The organism is Corallococcus sicarius, assembly GCF_003611735.1.
Classification (GTDB): domain Bacteria; phylum Myxococcota; class Myxococcia; order Myxococcales; family Myxococcaceae; genus Corallococcus; species Corallococcus sicarius.
In genome coordinates, this window is sequence record NZ_RAWG01000156.1 from 1 (window position 1) to 21512 (window position 21512).

9 protein-coding genes and 1 pseudogene are annotated in these 21512 nt (G+C 73.5%); 7 read left to right on the top strand and 3 right to left on the bottom strand.

The window, feature by feature from the left end:
- The 5 genes from D7X12_RS23000 to D7X12_RS23020 all read left to right on the top strand — a co-directional run.
- On the top strand, positions 1-3257 hold a 3257-nt coding region (locus D7X12_RS23000; RefSeq protein WP_120627430.1), incomplete at its 5' end, for a carboxypeptidase regulatory-like domain-containing protein.
- A gap of 56 nt (positions 3258-3313) precedes the next feature.
- On the top strand, positions 3314-6040 hold the full coding sequence (locus D7X12_RS23005; protein ID WP_120627431.1) for a hypothetical protein: 2727 nt from the start codon (positions 3314-3316) through the stop codon (positions 6038-6040).
- A 12-nt stretch (positions 6041-6052) separates the two neighbouring features.
- Positions 6053-12592: a HEAT repeat domain-containing protein gene (locus D7X12_RS23010; RefSeq protein WP_120627432.1), complete on the top strand. Its 6540-nt coding sequence runs from the start codon at positions 6053-6055 to the stop codon at positions 12590-12592.
- Positions 12589-14445 (top strand): SWIM zinc finger family protein, encoded by a 1857-nt coding sequence (locus D7X12_RS23015; protein WP_120627433.1) that lies wholly within the window; start codon positions 12589-12591, stop codon positions 14443-14445. The genes D7X12_RS23010 and D7X12_RS23015 overlap by 4 nt, the downstream gene beginning before the upstream one ends.
- A 397-nt stretch (positions 14446-14842) precedes the next feature.
- Positions 14843-16291, top strand: a complete 1449-nt coding sequence (locus D7X12_RS23020) for a reverse transcriptase family protein (protein WP_120627434.1) — start codon at positions 14843-14845, stop codon at positions 16289-16291.
- Positions 16292-16345: 54 nt separating this feature from the next.
- Here the strand turns inward: D7X12_RS23020 and D7X12_RS23025 are convergent, their stop codons facing one another.
- Positions 16346-17353: an alpha/beta hydrolase gene (locus D7X12_RS23025; protein WP_244224728.1), complete on the bottom strand. Its 1008-nt coding sequence runs from the start codon at positions 17351-17353 to the stop codon at positions 16346-16348.
- Positions 17354-17518: 165 nt separating this feature from the next.
- On the opposite strand from D7X12_RS23025, the gene D7X12_RS23030 reads away from it, so the two are divergent.
- A complete protein-coding gene (locus D7X12_RS23030; protein ID WP_120627435.1) occupies positions 17519-19042 on the top strand; it encodes a GMC oxidoreductase in 1524 nt (507 codons plus the stop codon).
- Positions 19043-19048: 6 nt separating this feature from the next.
- Positions 19049-19507, top strand: a complete 459-nt coding sequence (locus D7X12_RS23035) for an SRPBCC family protein (protein WP_120627436.1) — start codon at positions 19049-19051, stop codon at positions 19505-19507.
- Between the two features lie 84 nt (positions 19508-19591).
- Here the strand turns inward: D7X12_RS23035 and lnt are convergent, their stop codons facing one another.
- Positions 19592-21184: an apolipoprotein N-acyltransferase gene (gene lnt, locus D7X12_RS23040; RefSeq protein ID WP_120627437.1), complete on the bottom strand. Its 1593-nt coding sequence runs from the start codon at positions 21182-21184 to the stop codon at positions 19592-19594.
- Positions 21181-21512, bottom strand: a pseudogene (locus D7X12_RS23045) (hypothetical protein); the annotation flags it as partial. The gene lnt and the pseudogene D7X12_RS23045, both read right to left, overlap by 4 nt.

The following is a 21512-nucleotide window of genomic DNA, read 5'->3' on the forward strand; positions in this document are numbered from 1 at the left end:
TCGCCGCGCCGCCCCCACCGCCCCGGGGCGCGCTCCAGGTGCGCGGCCGCGTCCAGGACGCCCGGGGCCAGCCCGTCGCCGGCATCCCGGTCTCCGCCACGGTGGGCCTGCCGGGAGAAACCCTGTCGGAGCTGCCGTGCGACACGGCGAAGCCCGACGTCGACACCTCCCTCGCGTCCTCGGACTGCACCTCCGCCTCCGCGTGGCAGTGGGCGCTGGAGATGGTGGAGTCCCGCCGGGGCGGCGCCTTCGTGCTCTCGGGCACCACCTCCGCCCCCGACGGCACCTTCACGCTGGAGGGCCTGCCCCAGGCCCCGGTGTCCCTCTGGGCGCTGGGCCCGGAGGGCGCGGCGCTGGAGGAGGACGTCACCCCCGGCACCGACGACGTGACGCTGGTGCTCGTCTCCGGCCACCGGCTCTCCGGCCGCGTGGTGGACGAGGACGGCGCTCCGCTGCCGGCCACCCGGCTGACCGTGGTGCACAGCGGGAGCGCGCGCTACTTCGAAGCGCAAGCCGACGCCGAGGGCCACTTCACCGTGGGCCCCCTGCCGGAGGCCGTCTACACGCTCGCCGCCTCCCACCCGGGGAAGCTCCCCGTCTGGCTCCAGGACCTGGGCCCCACCGAGATGCAGGAGGACCTCGTGATGCACCCGCCCCGGCGCATCGTGGGCGTGGTGCTCGAAGGTGAGCGGCCTGTCGTCGGCGCCACCGTGGTGGAGAAGGACGGCGACCGCCTCACCGTCACCGACGCGCAGGGCCGCTTCACCTTCGACGACCTGCTGCCCTCCACCTACGCCCTCAACGCCGAACAGGGCGGCGAGCGCGCCTTCGAACAGGTGGAGCTGACGGAGCACCAGTCGGAGGCAGAGGTGACGCTGCACCTGGGCACCGCCTTCTTCCTGGAGGCCACCGTGCGCGACACCGCGGGACGCCCCGTGGCCGGCGCCGCCGTGGTCGCGCTCGGAGCAGGGAGCGACGACCTGACCTACGGCATGGGCACCGCCGAGCTCCTGCGCGAAAGCGACGCGGAGGGCCACGTGCGCCTGGGCCCGCTGCTGGCGCGCGCCTACTCCTTCAAGGTGTCCTCGGAGCGGCTGCTGGACTTTGAACTGGAGAAGACCGTGGCCCGGGGCGACCCGCCCCTGGAGTTCGTCCTGTCCCCCGCCGTCGTCGTGGAGGGCCAGGTCACCGACGCCGAGGGCCAGCCGGTGGCGGACGCCACCCTGTCGCTGCTGCCGCCCCAGGAGCCCACGCCGCCTCCGCCCCCGGAGCCCCGACACCGGAGGTACCGGATCATCATGCATCCCCCCCGCCATGAGGTCCGCACCTTCGACGCGACCACCGACGAGACGGGCCACTTCGTCCTCAAGGTGGACAAGCCCCTCACCGGCGTCCTCACCGTGACGGCGGAGGGGTTCCTGCCGCGCAAGCTCCAGGTCCAGGCCCCCACGTCCGGGCTGCGGCTGGCCCTGGACTCCGGCGCGGTGGTGCGGGGCACCGTGACGAGCTCCGACGGCGCCCCCGTCCGCGACGTGGACGTCACCCTGGTGAAGGACGTGAAAAGGGCCCCGGAGACGGACCCGGAGACGGACCCGGAGACGTCGGAGGGCGGCACGCGCACCTCCTTCGCGGCCTCCACGGAGGAGGATGGCCGCTTCACCCTTCGGGGCATGTCACCGGGCGCCTATGCCGTCTGGGTGCGGGCGACCGCGAGCGGCGGCTACGAGCAGAAGCGGCCCGAGCGCGTGGAGGTGCGGGGCTCGGAGACGGTGGAGCTGGCGCTGCGCCTGGACCTGGATGGACGCATCGAGGGCGTCGTGGTGGATGCGCGAGGCCAGCCCCTGGCGGGCGTCACCGTGGGGGCCTACGCCCGGGCGGCCCCCGACAACGAGATCCGCATCTTCGAGCCCGCGTCGGTGAAGACCGGACCGGACGGCCGCTTCGTCCTGGAGCGGCTGGCCCGGGACACGGACTACGAGCTGGATGCGCAGGCGCCCGGCTACGTGATGCCCCTCCCTCCCGAGGAGCCCCCGCCCGACGACGACGACGAGGCCACGACCCCCGGGGAACTGCGCGCGCGGGTGGACCGGTGGATTCACACCCAGGAAGACCCCAAGGTCATCGCCCGCACGGGGAACCTGGCCGTGCGCATCGTCCTCGCCTCCCAGGGCCGCATCACCGGCCGCCTGGTGAAGGGCAATGGCGCGCCCATCACCCGCTTCAGCGTGAACGACGAGCCCGTGCGCGACCCGCGCGGGGCCTTCACCGTCTTCGTGGCAGAGCCCGGCCTCGAACACCTGACCTTCCAGGTCCCGGGCCACGCCCTCACCCAGCGCGACGTGAAGGTCCCCCCGGGCCGCGACGTGGACCTGGGCGAGGTGCGCATCGACACGGGGCACACCGTGCGGGGCCGCGTGGTGGATGACGCCACCGGCAAGCCGCTGGAGGGGGTGAACATCTCCCTGCAACTGCCGCGCGACGCGCTGAACGCGGAGGACGTGGCGGCGGAGGAGGAGGAAGAGCTCACGGGCTACACGGGCTTCGGCTCCTTCCTGGACGCCACCACCGGCCCGGACGGCACCTTCACCCTGCCCGCCGTGGAGTCCCGGCCCTACCTGCTCACCGCGCAGCGCCGGGACTCGGATTACGCGGAGCTCCACCGCACGTTGGGCCCCACCGAGGACGCGGTGGAGCTGCGCCTCGTGGGGGAGACGCGCCTGGAGGTGCGGGTGACGGGCCCGGATGGCCAGCCCCACGGGGCCTTGGTGTCCGCCCGGCCGGTGCGGTCCTTCGAAGCCAAGAACTTCCTCTCCGATGGGGACGGGCTGACCGTCTTCCGCGACCTGGAGCCCGGCGACTACGTGGTGGGCCCCCGGGCCCGGGGCGAGGAGTACGCGGCGCCCTACAAGACCGTGCGCGTCGAGCCGCACCGGGTGACGCGGACGGAGCTCCAGTTGCTCCCGAAGGGCGCCACGGTGAAGGTGCGCTGGGGCGAGCGCGGGGCCCAGGGCCAGACCTTCCTCTTCCCGGGTCCGATACCGCTGCCCACCTCGGACGAGGCTCGGGAGCGGCTGCACTGGACGGCCCTGCGCACGGGGTCCCAGGGCAACGACAGCTGGAGCAACGTGGCCCCCGGGCCCTACACGCTGGTGGTGCTGCACCACCTGGGCGACGAAAGATGGGCGTCCCACCGGCAGGAGGTGACGGTGGGCACGGGCGACACGCTGGAGGTGGTGGTCCCCACGATTCAGTGGTGATGGGGACCTTCTGCGTGACTCACGGTGACGGGGAGGTGTGTTAAACCCCCCGACCCATGACCGCGAGCGACGCGCTGAGCGCAGCAGACCTCGAACGTCTGGCCCGGGCGGAGGCACCGGACCTCGCCGAGGCCGTGCTGGCCTTCCTGGACCAGGCAGAGCCGCCGTCCGACACGCCACTGCCGCAGGGCGCGCTCGACTTCGACGCGCTGAGGGCCCTGCTCGCGCAGGCGCAGCAGCAGGGGGAGAAGCGCAGCCGGCGTGAGGCCTCGCACGAGGCGTGGCAGCGCTTCCTCGCGCAGAAGGACGTGCCCCTGCCCGCGCGGTTCGCGCTCGCGGACCTGCTGGTGTCCCTGTACGAGAAGAACAGCGAGCCCGCGCGGGCCGCCCTCCTCACGCTCGCGCGCGAGGCGCCGCTGAAGTTCGGCCTCTGGGCGGGCCTCAAGCGCATCTACAAGCTGGCGGAGGCGCGCCACGACGCGGAGATGTTCGGCGTGCTGGCGTGGCGCTTCGACACCGAGCGCGGCAGCCACCGCTCGCGCGAGGTGGGCGCCGGCACCCTCACCTACCTCCAGCGGCGCGCGTGGCGCTTCCTGCGCCAGCTGGGCGCGGCCGTGCCGGAGCTCTACCCGCAGTTCGCGGTGGAGGTGCTGCGGCACTACACGCCGGACACGTCGTGGTCGTCGTGCTGGGTGGCGCACCACGTCTGGGCGCACAACAGCCGCAACTACTCCGCGTCGCGCTTCTCCATCCAGCCGCCCTCGGACATGGTGAAGCAGCGCATGTACCCGGACGCGTGGAAGCGCTCGCCGGACGCGCTGATGCGCCTCCTGGACACCTGCGGTTCGGACCCCGCCGCGAAGTTCGCCATCCAGGGCCTGCGCAAGGACTTCCCGGAGGCGCTGCGCAAGGTGACGCCCGCGTGGTTGGACCGGCTGGCGCGCCGACCGCTGGGCAGCGCGCACGACTTCCTCGTGGAGACGCTCCAGGGCTCGCCGGAGTTCCACCAGGGCAAGCTGCGCGCGGCCGGGCTGCACGACGCGGTGCTCGCGCTGCTGCTCTCCCCCAGCGACAAGGCCCGCGCGTACGCCATCGAGTACGCACGCGGACACGCGCAGGACCTGCCCGCGGACCGGCTCGCGGAGCTGGTGGAGACGGGCGAGGACGACGTGAAGGCGTTCGCCGCCGCCACCCTGGAGAAGCGCAAGCCGCGCGAGCTGGGGCTGGAGCTGTTGGGCCGGCTGCTCACGCCGAAGCCCACCGCGGGGTTCGCGGGGAAGGCGCTGGAGCAGTCCTTCGACCGGGCGGAGATCACCCAGGACTTCCTGCGGGAGCTGATGCTCGGCACGCAGGAGCAGCTCAAGTGGGCCACCGGCTACGTGTCCTCCAAGTACGCCGCCGGGGAGATGCCCGCGGCGTTCTGGAAGCAGCTGCTGACGGAGGCGAAGCGCTCGTCGCGCCAGCGCATCGTGGAAGACACGGCGATGAAGGCGCTGGGCACGTACAAGCCGGCGGACATCGGGCCGGAGTGGCTGCTGGACCTCGTGTCGCAGCCGCGCCTGGGCCGTCAGGCGGCGCAGTGGCTCACGCGCGCGGACAGCCTGCCGGGCCTGGACGTGGAGCGGGTGAAGGCGCTGGTGTTCAGCGCGAAGCACCGCGAGACGGCGCTGGCGCTCCTGGGCAACCGCAAGCTCTTCACCGCGCGGCAGCTCACGGTGCCCTGGCTGCTGGCCCTGGCCCGGCGCGCGGACCCCACGCTGCACGACTTCGCGCACCGCTACCTGTTGGAGAACGTGGTGCCCGCGGACTTCAGCGACACCGGCGACGCGGCGCAGGGCCTGGAGCGCCTGTTCGACCTGGCGCTGGGCGCGAAGCAGCCGCCGCCGGTGCGCGCGTTCGCGCAGATGTACCTGCGCTGCCACCACCCGGGCATCGGGCCGGAGCAGCCGGAGTCCAAGTCCTACGACTTGAAGCCCCGGGCGCCGCGCAAGGCGTACACGGCGGAGAAGCTGTGGCCCGCGCTCCTGGACGCGCGCGACGACGTGCGCCGCTTCGCGCTGACCATCGCCCGTTCGGAGTTGCGCGCGTGGGGCTACCAGACGCGGGTGTACGAGCTGGCGGACTCGGACGCGAAGGAGATCCGCAACCTCGCGTATGACGCCCTGCTCAACGCGGGCGAGCCGGGGGCGGACGCGCGCCACACGCTGCAGCCGGAGGAGCTGGACGCGGGCAAGGTGTTCGCGCTCACGGAGTCCCCCAAGCGCAGCACGCGGGAGGTGGCGGTGGAGCTGATCCGCCGGCACTACGCGCGGCTGGGCGGGGCGGAGCGGCTGTCGGGGCTGATGCAGAGCGCGGACCGCGAGGTGGGGCTGTTCGCGGTGCGGCTGCTCTGGGAGAAGCACCGGCCGCTGCACCTGCCGGAGGGCTGGAAGCCGGCGGGCGGCGGCAAGGACACGCGCGAGGCGGGCGGCACGACGCGCTTCTCCGACGTGGAGTCCCTGCGCGCGTTCCTGCGGCGCATGCTGTTCGGCCTGCCGCCCGGGCGCGCGAAGGAAGCGCGCGAGGGCGACGTGCAGCGCCGGCTGTCCGCGAGCGTGGCCAAGCGCCGCGTGGTGGAGCTGGTGCGCGATCTGGGCCTGGAAGAAGAGAGCTTCGCCCGCGTGGTGGCGCCCGTGCTGGGCGAGTTCACCGGGTCGGTGGCGAAGGGCGAGTGGCAGAGCTGCCTGGCCTCGCTGGTGCAATTGCGTGCGGCTCACCCGGGCGTTCAGCTCGGCGGCATCTAGGACAACGACACCATGGCCAACCTCTCCATCGGCAACATCGAGAAGGTCCGTGCGCTCGCGGCCAATGCCCGCCTGCTGCTCGTGGGAGGCACGCGCGCCGCGGCGGACAGCCGCCTCACCGCGTACGACTCCGCCAACAACAAGGTCCTGTGGACGGCGTCGCTGCCCTCGCACGTGCTGGGGCTCGCGCTGTCCGGCGAGCGCTACGCCGCGGCGGGCGCGGACGGCACGGTGCGCTTCGGGTCGCTCACCGACGGCGCGGTGCAGTTCCAGCTCCACGGCGCGCACGCGGGCGGGTGCACTGCGCTGGCGGCGAGCCCGGACGGCAAGGTGCTCTACACGGCCGGCCTGGACGGCTTCGTGCGCGCGTGGGACTGGGACAGCACGCGCAAGCTGAGCGAGTGGAGCGCGTCCTCGCAGCCCCTGCGCGCGGTGGCGGTGGACCCCACGCACACGTATGTCGCCTGCGCGGGTGACGACGGCGTGGTGCGCTCGTTCACGGTCGCCTCCGGCGCGCGCCGGGACATGCCGGGCCACGAGGGCGCGGTGCGCGCGCTGGCCTTCACGCCGCGCGACGGCCGGCTGGTCTCCGCGGGCGACGATGGGAAGCTGCGCATCTGGTACCTCGTCGGCGCGGTGGAGTTCGAGGTCCGCGGCGACAAGGACAGCGGGCACGCGGGCCCGGTGCACGGGCTGGTGTTCCCGCCCACGCCTCCCGCCGAACCGGGCCAGGAGCCGGAGGAGCGCATCGCGTCGGTGGGCGGCGACGGCAAGCTCAAGGTCTGGCGGCTGGACGAGCGCCGCAAGCCGCGCACCTTCGACCTGGGCACCAAGGGCGTGCACGCGGTGGTCTTCGCGCCGCCGGTGAGCCCCCGTCAGGCGAAGCAGCTCTTGGGCTACGTGTTCGCGGGCGGCGACGCGCGCACCGTCACCCGCATCACGCTGGGCACGGACGGCAAGCCCACGGACGAGACCGTCACGTATGCGCACGGCTTCGACGTGCTCAACGAGGCGCTGAAGGCCGCCCTCCCCCGCCGCGAGGCCGCGGTGCGCGAGGCCGTGGCGCTGCAGGAGCCGGAGGCGCTGGAGTTCGTGCTGGGCGTCCTCGCCACGGACAAGGCGCCGGAGGCCCGCAGGCTGGCGGCCACGGAGCTGGGCACGCACGGCCACACGGCGGCGCGGGCGAAGCTGCGCGAGCGGCTGAATGACGACGACCGCTCGGTGCGCGTCGCGGCGCTGGAGGCCCTCTCCAAGCTGGAGACGGAGTCGCCGCTCGCCGCCCCCCGCGCGGCGCTCGACTCGCGCTTCTCCGACATGCGCATCCAGGGCCTGCACCTGCTCGCGAAGCTGGGTGGCACGTCGCCGCTGGTGCCGGGGCTCATCTCCGCGAAGCTGGCGGACCCCAAGCCCGACGTGGGCGGTGCCGCGCTGGACGCGCTCGTCACCGTGTCGCCCAAGGGCAGCACGGAGCCCCTGAAGACGGCCTTCGAGCGCGGCCCCTCGCCGCTCAAGGTGGAGGTGCTGCTGCGCGCGTCGGTGGCCGGGCTGCTGGGAGACCCGCGCCTGCAGCCGCTGGTGGCGCGCGCGCTGGACGACGAGGACCGGGACGTGCGCCGCGTGGCCTTCGCGGTGCGCGTGTTGGAGCGGCGCTCGCTGGCCCTCACGCTGGAGGCGCGCGACGAGGAGTTCGCCCGCTCCGTGCGCGACGTGGCCCGCATGCTTGCCCTGCAGGGCAAGCGCGCCGCGGGCATCACCAACGTCCAGACCATCGAGGCGGAGGTGACGGCCTCGCGTGAGCTGCTCTTCGCCAACGCCCGGAAGGACGCGGCGCTGACGGAGCCCGACCTGGAGCCGCTGCTGGCCGCCATGGCGTGCCGGATGCCGGACACGGCGGTGCGGGGCGCCCGGGGTCTGGCGCAGCTGGGGGACGGGCGCGCGCTGGGCGCGCTGTTGCAGCTGTCGCGCGAGGACGAGTCGCCCATCCGCAGGCAGGCCGCCGCCGCGCTCCAGGCGTTGCAGGACCCGCGCGCCCGCGAGCGGCTGGTGTGGATGCTGGACGACGCGGACGCGGACGTGCGCGCCGCGGCGCTGGAGGCCGTGGTGGCGCTGGACGTGGACGCGCCCCTGTCCGCCGCGGAGGCCGCGCTGCGCTCCGGTCACGAGGACGTGCGCGTGCGCGGCCTGGACCGGCTGGTGAAGCTGGGCTCCAGGGCGGAGGGCGCGGAGCCGCTGCTGGGCGACGCGCTGGAGGACGAGTCCGCGAAGGTGCGCGGCGAGGCCTTCCGCACGCTGTGGGCGTGGAACGACCATGAGCCGAAGAAGGCGCTCGACCGGGCGCTGACGGGCCGCTTCCCGGACCTGCGTCACCGCGCGGTGGAGGTGCTCGCGCAGCGCGGGACGGAGGACTGGGCGCAGGAGCGGCTGAAGAAGTCCGTGGAGGACCGCGACGCGGGCGTGGCCACCGCCGCCTACGAGGCGTGGGTGAAGCTCGTGGGCAAGGAGAAGCCGGAGCCGCACCTGGCCGCGCTCGCCTCCACGCACCCGGCGCTGCGTGAGAAGGCCGCGAAGGGCGCCATCCACGCGCCCGCGGAGCCGCTGCGCTCCGCGCTCCTCAAGCGCGTGCAGGACGAGCACCTGGACGTGGCCGTCGCCGCGCTGGAGGCGCTCGACAAGCTCATCCCCAATGAGAACGGGCCGCTGCTCGCGGGCATCGCGGCCACGGCGCTGCCGGTGCGCGTGCGGGCCGCGGAGCTGCTGGCTCCGCGCGGCGCGGAGGACATCATCGAGCCCATGCGCGGGTTCATCACGGACAAGGACCTGGAGCGGATGTACCCGCCCGGCTTCCTCGTCCCCCTGCGCATCCGCGCGGCGCGCGCGCTGGCCACGCTGGGCTCGCGGCGCCTGCTGGGCTTCTACGCCACGGTCCTGCTGCCGCACGAGCTGTCGGAGATGCAGGAGCAGGGCGCGCGCGGGCTCGCCACCGCGAGCCGCCGGGGTGACGAGGGCGCGCTGCTGGACGCCCTGGGCCACTCGCTGGTCGCGGCGCGTTCGTGGGCGGCGGACGGCCTGTCGCGCCTGGGTGATATCCGCGCGCTGCCGGTGCTCACCGGGAACCTGCGCCATGAGCACCTGCCCATCCGGCTGGGCGCCATCCTCGCCTTCGCGGCCCTGGGCCCGGAGGGCGACGGCGGCCTGCTGCACGGCCTGGAGGACCCCGCGCGCGAGGTGCAGGAGATGGTGTTCGCCATCGTGCTCGCCCGCGACCTGCGCGCCAGCCGCGACGGAGGACCGCCGGACCTGCTGACGAGCGCGCTGTCCAGCGGACGGCCGGAGGTGCGCTACGCCGCGGCCCGCGGACTGGAGCTGCGCACGGAGCCGGACGCGTACCGCGCGCACCTGGTGGAGGTGCTGTTGCCGCCGCGCCCGGAGAAGGCCGGCGACATGAAGGACTGGCCCTCGGAAGAGGACCGGGCCAAGCGCGTCGTGGGGCTCGCCGAGGCGCTCTCCAGCGGCCAGCCGGAGCAGCGCTACGCGGCGGCCCAGGTGCTGCTGCTGCGCAACAAGCCGCTGGACTACTTCCGCGAGGCGCAGCGGGTCGCGCGGCCCCGCTCGCTGGACGCCCCCTGGAAGCCGGAGACGGCCGAGGGCGCGGCGCACGTGATTCAGCCGTCCACCCTGGAGAAGCAGGGCACGGCGTCCGCCACGGGCAAGAGCTGGCTGCGCCGCCTCTTCTCCGCGGTGAAGCCGTCCGAGGGCGGCGGCGCCGACGCCGCGTCGAGCCCGCAGTCCGCGACGCAGGCGGAGCGGCAGCACCTGCGCCGGCTGGCGTTCGGCGCCTACGTGGGCCTCTTGCGCCAGGTGTCCGCGGGCGACGAGGAAGGCCACCGCGTCCGCCGCGACGCCGTGGACCGCGTGGTGAAGCTCACGCAGGAGGGCTACGCGGGCACGTCCGCCGCCGTGGCCGCCCTGCTGCGCGCGTTGGAGGATCCGCACCAGCTGGTGCGGCGCGCGGCGCTCGCGGGCTTGAAGGAGCTGTACCCCGCTGGCAGCGATGAGCCGCTGGCGCTCGCGCTGGCCTCGCTCGCGCCCGACGTGGCGCGCGCGGCGCTGGAGGAGCTGGCGGAGAAGGGCGACGCGGCCCGTCCGCGTGTCACCGCGGCGCTCAACTCGCCGCTGCCGGAGGTGCGCAAGTCCGCCTTCGAGCTGTTGGAGAAGCTGAGCCCGCCGGGCAGCCTGGATCCGCTGCTGGCCGCGCTGGGCAGCGAGCACGCCGACCTGCGCGTGGGTGTGATTGAGCGGCTGGCGGGCGCCAACGACTCGCGCGTCACCGAGGCCCTGGGCCGCGCGATGGGCAGCGAGCACGAGGACCTGCGGCTGCGCGCCGCGGAGCTGCTCGCGTGGCGCGGGGATGACCGGGCGGTGGAGGTGCTGGGCACCTTCCTGCGCTCGGAGGTCCCGGCGGTGGTGCGCCGCGCGCAGGAGGCCCTCGCGCGACTGGGGACCCCGGCCGCCGTGGCCGCGCTCGCCGCGCGCCTGTCGGTGGCGACGGAGATTCCAGAGCGCACGAAGCTGGTGGCCGCGCTGGGCCGCACGCGCCGTCCCGAGGCGCTGGACGTGCTCGCGCGCCAGAGCGTGCAGGACGAAGCGCCCTCCGTGCGGCTTGCCTGCGTGACGTCCGCGATGCAGCTCACCTGGCCGCCGGAGCAGGAGAAGCTGGACCCGGAGGACCGCGACCTGAAGAAGCGCGACGCGGCGCTCGCCGTGCGCTTCCTGACGGTGGCCATCCGAAGCAACGACCTGGAGGTCCGCAAGGCCGTCGCCGCGGAGCTGGAGCACGGCAAGAGCGAGGGCCAGGACGCGCTGCTCGTCTCGCTCTTCACCGACCGCGACGTCACCGTGCGCGCGGAGGCGGTGGCGCGCTACTCGAAGCGCGTGGTGGAGCAGGGCGCGGCGGTGGAGCCGCTGGAGGAGATCCTCCGCGCCGGAGCCCGTGAGCTGATGCTGCCCGCGGCGGAGGGCGTGGCGCACCAGCGCCGCGTGAGCGCCCTGCGGCCCCTGTTGCTGTACGCGCGCGCCGGAGAGCCCGACGAGCGTGGCCGGGCCCTGCTCGCGCTGGGGACGCTGGGCGACGCGCGCGCCCTCTCCGAGCTGGAGACGGTGGCCGGCGGTGGCACCCCGGAGGCGCCCGCCGAAGAGGACATGGTGGTGGCCGCCATCGAGGCCCTGGGACGGCTCGCCAGCCGACTGCCCGAGGGCGAGGAGCGCCGCCGCGTCGAGGAGAAGGTGGAGGTCGCCGCGGTCGAGGGCACCACGCCCCGGCACCAGGAGGCCGGCGTGCGCGGCCTGCGCGCCATCGGTGGTGAGCGCGCGCGGGTGAAGCTGGAGGCGCTGCTCGCGGACACCGACACGGACGACGAGGTGCGCATCACCGTGGCGAAGGAGCTGGGCAAGCTCGGCGACCCGGAGGCGGAGAAGGCCCTGGCCGCCGCGCTGGACGAGGATGACGACGACCTGCGCGAGGCCGCGCGCAAGGCCCTGGACGCGCTCTTCCCGAAGGACCGCACGCGGGTGGAGTTCCTCGCGGTGGCCAGCACCCAGGAGGACATCTCCGAGCCCGCCGCCTCCTACCTCGCCCGCGAGGGCGACCCTGCGCAGCTGGTTCCCCGGCTGGCCACGCTGGAGAGCGCGGAGCTGCGGCTGCGGCTGCGGCGGGGCCTCGCCCGGCGTGGTGCACTGCCCCTGCCGGAGGTCATCGCGCTGCTGGGCCACGACAAGCCGGAGGCCCGCGAGGAGGCCGCGCTGCTGGTGGGCACCTGGACGGGCGATGCCCGCGAGCCGGGCGCGGTGGACACCGCCAGCCTGACCCGCGCGCTCGTGGCCGCCGAACGGCGCACCGCCGCCGCCTGGGCCGCCACGTCGCCCCCGAAGCGCGAACCGCTGGCCACGGCCTGGGAGCGCCTCTTGTGGGCGGGCTCACGGCTGGGCGCGAAGGAGCTGGCCGCGACGTCCGCGGAGGTCCTGCGCAAGGGCGAGTCCAGCGCCCCCGCGACCGTGCGCCAGGAAGCGGCGCGGGTGCTGGGACGGCTGAAGGCGGCCAACGAGGCCCCGGCCCTGCGCACCGCGCTGGGAGATCCGGACGCCCCGGTGCGTGCCGCCGCCGCGTCGGTGCTGGCCGCGCTGGTCCCTGGCCAGGCCGCGACCTGGGCGCTGGAGGTGAAGCCCTTCGACCCGGTGGCGCTGGGGCCCACGGGCGCGAGCGTCGCACCGGCCGCGCTGACGGCCAGCGAGCCCCGCCGGCTCGCCGTGCCGGCGCTGCTGGCGAAGAAGGACCTGGGGCCGCTCAAGCCCATTGTGAACGACGCGAAGCCGGAGGTGCGGCAGGATGCCTGGGCCGCGCTGGGCCGCATGGGCGGTGACGAGGCGGCGGCGCTGCTGAAGACGGCGGCCTTCGACAAGTCCCAGTCGGTGGAGCTGCGCAAGGCGGCCTACCGCGCCCACAAACGTGCACGCCGGGCCGCCGAGCGCGCCCGCAAGGAAGGTCAACCGTCGTGAGCACCGCCACCGCACGTCATCCCGTCGCGCTCCAGTACGCTGGTGAGAGCGACGTGGTCGTCACCCCGGACGCCTCGCGCGTGCAGCTGGCCCTGGAGGGCTCGCGCGGCACCGTGGGCGTCAGCGGCCGGGTGAAGGACCCCACCCTCTTCCGCGACGCGCTCGCCGCCGCCTTCGGCGTGCTCTCCAGCGACCTGCGCTACCGGGGCCGCGACCGCACCGCGTACCTCGCGTACCTGATGAAGCAGGGCAAGCGCGCGAGCGCCCAAATCTGGGAGGCGCAGAAGGCCTTCCTCGACAACGCGCTCGACGGCGAGGAGAAGCAGGACGCGGTGTTGGACCCCGTCCTCACGGTGGATCCGGATCAGGTGTCGCTGGAGGTCTTCTCCCGCGACGAGAGCGCCTACGCGCGCCTGGCCTTCGACAACAGCCTCTTCGACAACCGCGAGGCCGCGCACGGCTCCACCTTCCTGGACGTGCCCGCGGACCTGCCCGCCCGGCTGGACCGCCTGCGCGCCTACGCGCCGGTGACGCTGGAGGCCCACGTCGCCCCGGCCATCAAGCCCGTCTCCACGGAGCCCCGCGCGGTGCGCAACGTGGAGGTCCCGCACGCGTGGCTGCGCGGCTTCCTCCAGGTGCAGTCCGCCGCGACGCTGCCGGCCACGACCTGCTCCATCGCCCCCATCGACCTGTACAACCTGCTCTTCGCGCTGCGCACCCGCCGCTCGAAGAAGGCGCCCCGCGCGCTGAGATTCGAGCTGGTCCCCGGCGCCCCGCCCCGGATGGTGCTGGAGCCGTGGGAGCAGGTGCTGGAGTGCCACGGCGGCGCGTACACCGGCAGCGCGCCCGCGGTGGTGCGCACCTTCGGCCGTCAGCGCCTCACCGCGCTCGCGCGCCTCCTGCCCCACGCGAAGAGCGTGCACGTGCAGCTGTTGGGGCCGGGCCTGCCGGTGTTCTGGGTCATCGACCTGGGCGCGGCCACGCTGACGCTGGGGCTCACCGGGTGGACGGAGAGCGGCTGGTCCAGCGCCGCCGCCTTCGACGCGCTGATGCCGCGCGACGTGCCGGAGGGGCTCGCGGAGAAGCTGCGCCTGCGCCTGCGCAAGGACGGCCCCCTGCCCTTCGACGTGCTGGTGAAGGACGCGGGCTCTCCCAAGGATCAGGTGCGCGCCGCGCTCCAGCTGGAGTGCCTGCGGGGCCGCGTCCTCTTCGACGTGGCGCGCGGCGCCTACCGTCCGCGCGAATTGATGCCCACCCCGGTGGACGAGGCCGCGCTGCGCTACGGCAACGAGCGCGAGGCGAGAGCCCACCGCCTGCTGGGCGACGGCGGCCCCGGCGCGGGCGAAGTGAAGCTCACCCAGGTGCACGACCTCGTGGGTGAGGGCACGCGCATCCAGGGCGAGGTGGTGGACCGCGAGGCCGTGCGCAGCTTCTTCCCCAGCTTCACGCTGGACCTGGAGGGCCGCGTGAAGGACGCGGGCTGCGGCTGCCCGCACTTCCGCCGCTCCGGGCTGCGCGAAGGCCCGTGCGAACACATGCTCGCGCTGCGGCTGGTGTACTCGCGCCGCCGCACGGAGGAGGAGGCGCTGCGGCAGACGCCGGAGGGGCGCAAGCTCATCCGCGCGGAGACGCGCTCGTACGTGCGCCGCGACCCGGCGACGGGGCTGGAGCAGGTGTATCGCGTGTCACTGGACGGCAAGGTGGTGGCCCTCGCGTGGGGCCCGCGCCTGGGCGACCCGCGCCACCAGAAGCTCTGGTTCGACTCAGACGCGGAAGCGCGCACGGCGTACTTCAGCCGGTTGGAGAAATTGACCGCGGACGGATACATCGACGCGGCCTCGACCTTGGTGTAAACCCACAATCAACGGCCCGGCCGCCGACGGGGTGGCTGGAAGGATGGGTGCGACGGACGAAACACGAATCGCGAGTGGTCGAGAGAGGTCTGGACCGCATCAGCCTTAGCGCCTCGAGCGCGGGAGCGGCGTTGCGCCGCTCTGGTTGGAATGCTGGACACTCTCCGCAAGGTAGCCTGTTCTTGGCTCTCTCCCTCCGGTGCACTGGTGCCCGGGCGGGAAGCTGAACCAACGACGCAGCCGCCGTTTTCCCACCCGGGCACCAGTGCACCGGAGGGGAGAGCCGGTGAGGCTACCGTGCCCCAGGTGAGCTGGTGGTGCCTTCCTGGCCTCCCTCGACCGCTCGATTCCGTCCGTCGCCCCGCCTGAAGCCGCCGCGCCCGTCGAAGGTGCCTCGATGACCGCCAAGCTGGAGTCGTTCGTCCCCGCCGCCCCGCCGCAGGCCGTGCCCGAAGTCCCCCCGGCCGCCGCCGCGCCCAACACCGCCTCCAAGCGCGAGGCCCGCCGCGCCGCGAATGACGCCCTGCTCGCGCGCTGGAAGGCCATCACCGAAGCCGGTGGCACCAGCGAATGGGTGCACGCGCAGCTCGTGGCGAAGGGCGCGCTCGCGGACGAGGTGGACTTCTCCTCCATGAAGGAGAAGGAGAAGACGGCCTGGAAGGAGAAGAAGAAGGCCGAAGCGGTGGAGCGCCGCGCGCTGGAGCGCCAGGCCCACGAGGCGTGGAAGTCCACGCACATCGACCACCTGGGCGTGGGCATCCACTGGAGCGAGTCGGAGGCCCCGGACCGCTTCGACCTGGAGCACCGCGAGGAGCGCGCGCGCGCCAACGGCCTGCCCGCGCTGGACACGGCGGAGGCGCTGGCCAAGGCGCTGGACGTGAGCGTGTCCAAGCTGCGCGGCTTCGCGTTCCACCGCGACGTGGACACGGGCTCCAACTACGTCTCCTGGCGCATCCCCAAGCGCGACGGCAGCGAGCGGACCATCACGTCGCCCAAGCCGGACTTGAAGCAGGCGCAGCGCTGGGTGCTCTCCAACATCGTGGAGCGGCTGCCCGTGCACGGCGCGGCGCACGGCTTCGTGGCGGGGCGCTCCATCCTCACCAACGCGCTGGCGCACCGGGGCGCGGACATCGTCGTGAAGGTGGACCTGAAGGACTTCTTCCCCACCGTGACGTGGCGGCGGGTGAAGGGCCTGTTGCGCAAGGGCGGCCTGCCGGAGGGCGCCTCCACGCTGCTGGCGCTGATGTCCACCGAGGCGCCGCGCGAGCTGCTCTCCTTCCGGGGCAAGACGCTGCACGTGGCCAAGGGCCCGCGAGCGCTGCCGCAGGGCGCGCCCACGTCGCCGGGCATCACCAACGCGCTGTGCCTGAAGATGGACAAGCGGCTGTCGGCGCTCGCGCGAAAGCTGGGCTTCACGTACACGCGCTACGCGGACGACCTGACGTTCTCCTGGACCAAGGCGAAGGCCCCCAAGGCCCGCCGGGCCCAGGGCGCGCCGGTGGCGGTGCTGCTCGCGCGGGTGACGGACATCGTGGAGGCCGAGGGCTTCACGGTGCACCCGAACAAGACGCGGGTGGCGCGCAAGGGCAGCCGTCAGCGGGTGACGGGGCTCGTGGTGAACGAGGCGAAGGAAGGCACGCCCGCCGCGCGAGTCCCCCGCGACGTGGTGCGCCGGCTGCGCGCGGCCATCCACAACCGGCAGCAGGGCAAGCCGGGCCGCGAGGGCGAGTCGCTGGAGCAGCTCAAGGGCATGGCGGCCTTCCTGTACATGACGGACCCCGTGAAGGGCCGCGCGTACCTGGATCAGCTCGCGAAGCTGGAAGCCGCGCCGCCCGCCGGAGCGTAGCGGCGCGGAAAGCAGAGGCCCGCGCGCACTCGCGGGCCACGGCGCCTGACGGCCTCAGCGCGCGGTCGCGCCCGTCTGGGTCTGGCGCGACGGCTTCTTCACCGGAGCCTTCTTCTTCTTCACCGCCGGCTTCACCACCGGCTTCACCTCCACGGCCGCCTCCTTCGCGACAGGCAGGGGCGGGAGCGCACCTTCCGCGAACGCGCGCAGGCGGCGCGGGTACTCCTCCGGGGCCGTCGCGGTGAAGTTGCCGTGGGACGCGCCGGGGATGCGCCACGTCTGGGCATACGGGCCCACCTGCGTGAACAGCGTGTCCAGCAGCGGCTGCCCGGACTCCTCCGTCCCCGCGATGATGAGCAGCGGCCGGGGCCGGATGCGCTCCACGGCGTCGATGGTCCGCACCTCCTCCAGCTGGATGCCGCGCCGCCAGAAGGGCACGAGCGCCCCCGTCTGCGTCACGACCCCGAAGCGCCGGAAGTCATACGCCGCCGCCAGCCACAGCGTGTTGAAGGGCGACAGCAGCACCACCGCCGCGACCTTCTCATCCTTCGCCGCCACCTCCGCCACCGCCGCCGAACCGATGGAGAACCCCAGCGCCCCCACCCGCGCGGGGTCCACGTCCGGCTGCGTCCGCGCGAACTCCAGCGCCGCGCGCACATCCAGCCGCTCCTTGTCGCCCCACGTGGACGTGTCGCCCCCGCTCTGCCCGTGCGCGCGCAGGTCGAACAGCAGCACGCCGTAGCCCGCGTCCCGCAGCACCCGCGCCTCCGGCAACAGGTCCACGCGCGTCTGCGACAGCCCGTGCGCCAGCACCCACGCCGCCCGGTTGCGCGACGGCACGTACCAGCCACGCAGTTCCACCCCATCCTCCGTGCGCAGCGTCACCTCCCGCGCGGACGCGAAGTCCGCGGGCAGCACCGCCGCCGGCTTCGGGTAGTGGAAGTACTGCTCGGAGCGCCACGCGGCCCGGCCGAAGAGGGCCAGCGCCACCAGCAGGCAGGGCAGCACCACCAACACCCCCAGCAGCCGCCCCCACCGAATCCGCTTCAGCACACCGGCCATGTCCGACCCTCTCCGACAAGGGAGCCCCCAGGGGAAGTCCTGGACCCGGGCTTGTGTTGGCCCCGTCCTGACCCGTACGCCCCCTAGGCTCCAACGGGCTCCTGTTTTACAGTGTATCCGAACTTCAGTAGCGGCGGCAGAAAGACCGTCCAGGTGGGTCCAGCGATGAAGGTATCCAAGACGGTCTACGACGCGGTGGTGGTGGGGTCGGGAGCCTGTGGTGGCTGGGCGGCCAAGCAGCTGACAGAAGCCGGCTTGCAGGTACTGGTGCTGGAAGCGGGGCGCAGCGCGCAGGCGGACAAGGTGATGCACGTGGTGCACCGGCTGCGGCAGAAGCTGGGCTACCGGGTGGAGTCCGACGCGGGGCGCATGGGGCGTCAGTCCGTGCAGGCCACGAGCTTCGCCTGGCCCTTCCACCCCCACGCCTTCGTGGACGACCTGGACAACCCCTACACCACGCCGCCCGACGCGCCGTTCGCGTGGATCCGCGCGCGGCAGGTGGGCGGGCGGACCAGCGTGAAGAGCCACGGCCGCCAGTTCTACCGGCTGTCCGACTTCAACTTCCACGCAGGCAGCCTGGACGGGCTCAGCCCTGACTGGCCGCTGTCGCTCGCGGACCTGGCGCCGTCGTACGAAGTGGTGGAGCGGTGGATGGGCCTGCGCGGCAACTCGGACGGCGTGGACACGCTGCCGGACTCTGTCTTCGCGGGCCCCGCGCCGCTGTCGCCTGGAGAGGTCCGGCTGCGGGAGAAGGTGAAGGCCCGCTGGCCCGACCGCCACGTCGTGGCCCGGCGCACCTCCGACGCGCCGGTGACGTTGCCCGCGGCGCTGAAGACGGGGCGGCTGACGCTGCGCTCGCACGCCATCGCCAGCCACATCCTGCATGACGCGAACACCGGCCGGGTGACGGGGGTGTCCTTCATCGACGCGAACAACGGCACCTCCGAGGAGGTGCGCGCGAAGGTGGTGGTGGTGGCGGCGGGCACCATTGAATCCACGCGGTTGCTGTTGCACTCGCGCAACCGGGCGTTCCCGGAGGGGCTGGCGAACAGCTCCGGGCTGCTGGGCCGCCACCTGATGGACCACCTCTACCTGCGGGGCATCGAGGCGCGGATGAACCTGCCCGCGCACTTGCAGCAGAAGGAGCACGGCTGGGCGTACGTCCCCCAGTTCCGCAACGTCACCGAGCGGCATCCGGACTTCGCCCGCGGCTACGGCATCCAGGTCTTCACCTTCGACGACCAGGTGCACATGGTGCCCTTCGGCGAAATGCTCCCGCGCGCGGAGAACCGCGTCACGTTGAGCGACACGGTGAAGGACCGCTGGGGCATCCCGGCGGCGCACATCGAGTGCCGGCACTCCGACAACGAATTGAAGATGACGGAGGACGCGGTCAGCTCCAGCCTGGAGATGCTGGAGGCGTCCGGCTGCACGGTGGAGAAGGTCAACCGGACGGTGTCCCAGCCGGGCATGGCCATCCACGAGGTGGGCACCGCGCGCATGGGCAAGGACCCCAAGACGTCCGTGCTCAACCCCTACAACCAGAGCTGGGACGTGCCCAACCTCTACGTCACGGACGGCGCCTGCTTCCCCTCCCAGGGACCGCAGAACCCCACCCTGACGATGATGGCCCTCACCGTGCGGGCCTGCGCCCACCTGGTCGGTGAGCTCAAGGCCGGCCGCCTCTAGGCTGTCATGGGTTCGACCCGCATCCGCCACCATGTGAACGCGCCCCGCGCGAGGGTCTATCGCGCGCTGCTGGATGCGCGAGCGATTGAGTCGTGGAGGGTGCCGGAGGGCATGACCAGCCACGTCCATGCGTTTGACGCTCGCGAAGGGGGCGCATTCCGGATCTCGCTCACGTACGACGCGCCGACCGCGACGGGCAAGACGACCGCGCACACCGACACGTACCACGGCCACTTCGCGAAGCTCGTGGCGGATGAGCAGGTGGTCGAGGTGATGGAGTTCGAAACGGAGGACCCCGCTCTGCGAGGCGAGATGACCATCACGGTCACGCTCGTGGAGGTGGACGGCGGCACCGACGTCATCGCCGTGCACGACGGGGTCCCGAGCGGCGTACCGCTCGCCGACAACGAGGAAGGCTGGCGGATGTCGCTCGCGAAGCTGGCGGCGTTCGTCGAGGCGGGCTAGCGCCACCAGCCGCCTTCAGCCCCGGGAGCGCTCACGCCGTCGGACGGATCCATGCGTCCGGCACCGCCGAAGCGGCCTGAGCGCTCAGCTCCTGAAGCGCAGCCACCCGCCCAGCACCGCGGCCAGCGCCAGCGCCACGGGGCCCAGCCAGTCGCCCCACGCGCCCGCGAGCGGGTTCAGCCGCTCCGACGTCGGCACGCGCATCACCACGCCCGCGCGCTGGTTGTCCTCCATTTCGGAGGTCCACGTGCCCGCCGGGTCGATGAACGCGGAGATGCCGGAGTTCGTCACGCGGACCTGCGCGGTGCGCGTCTCGATGCTGCGGAAGGCCGCGTGCATCAGGTGCAGCCGGGGCGCGGGCGTGCCGGAGAACCACGAGTCATTGGACAGCGTCAGGAGCAGCTCCGCGCCCTGGCGCACCTCCTCCGCGACGTAGCTGGGAAAGAGCGCCTCGTAGCAGATGAGCGGCGCCACCTTGAGCATGCGCCCCCCATTCAGCCGGAAGTCCACCAGACGGGGCCCGGGCCCGCGCTTCCAGCGGCCCGTCCACGGCAGCCATGCGCGCAGCGTGGGCGTGTCCACCGCGTCCGGCACCCACTCCGTCAGCGGGAACAGCATCGTCTTGCGGTAGGCGGCCTGTGCCAGCTCGCCCGTCGCGGAGGGGCCCAGGAACATGGCGGCGTTGAACTCGCGCTCGCCATCCAGGTCATACGTGCCGAACACCAGCGGCACGCCGCGCTCCGCGACCCACGCGCGGATCTCCTCGTCCAGCGCGCCGCCGTCCTCGCTCTTCGGCGTGCCGAACGTCGTCGGGTACACCGTCTCCGGCCACACCAGCAGGTCCAGCGGCGCCGAGCGCAGGAGCGCGTCCGACATCGTGTAGTGCGTGTCCAGGATGTCGCGCACCACCGCGTAGGTGCCCTGCTCCGCCGCCCGCTTCTCGATGTTCGTGATGTTCGCCTGCACCGCGCCCACCACCAGCCCCGGAGCGGAGCGCACCGCCGCGCGCACCTGTCCCAGCCGGAGGTGTCCGTAGCCGAAGCCCACCAGTCCCAGCACGGCCGCCAGCGCCACGGGCACGAGCCGCACGCCCCGCCGGGCCGCGAGCCCCTGCCCCACCGCGACGACGCACTCGTTGACGAGCAGCAGGCCCAGCGTGAGGCCCGGGGCGCCCGCCACGTCCGCGCCCTGGCGCAGGGCCTCCGATGCGTAGAGGCCGTGGCCCAGCGTCTCCGCGAACAGCTTGGGCGTGAACCACTCGGTGCCCACGTACACGAGCGCGGTGAGCACGGGAGGCACCCACGCGAGGCGCGGGCTGTCCCCCACCTTGCGCCGCGCGTACCCGCGCACCCACGAGGCGGTGAGGAATTGGAGCTCCAGCACGGGCGCGATGAGCAGGAACACGCCCCAGCACAGCCACAGCGGGGCGCGCGAATAGGCGGCGATGGCGCCCGGGAACCAGCCAAAGACAAACGCGGTGAACGTCACCGACAGCAGCGCGCCCAGGGCCAGCGCGGCGCGCGTGGAGCGGGTCCGGTCCACCGCCGCGAGCCACGGGGCGAGGGCCACCGCGCCCAGCCAGGCGAAGCCCGGTCGCAGCTCCGCGAACCGCGCGAACAACACGGTGGTCGCCGCGACGCCGAGCAGCGCCCAGGCCCACCCTCGCCACCCGCTCAAGGCGCGTCCCCGTCCTCTTCTTCGACGGGCAGTTCGAGCATCTGCCGGGGCATGCCGGGGGGTGCGAGTTCCTCGGGCACCACGCGGTTCTCCGGGATGGGGATGGGCTGCCCGCTCGCGTCCTTGGGGGTGTAGTCCGGATGGAACATCAGGATGGCGGCCACGGGCTGGCCGTTGTCCGTGGCCTGGTAGTGGCGCATGTAGCCGGGGGGCAGCTCGAAGCCCTCGGGCACGACGAGCCCGCGCTTCAGGGGCTTGGTGCCGCGCTGGTACAGCGCCGTGCCGCTCTTGCCCTCGGGTGGGGGCGGATCATCGACGGGCATGGGGG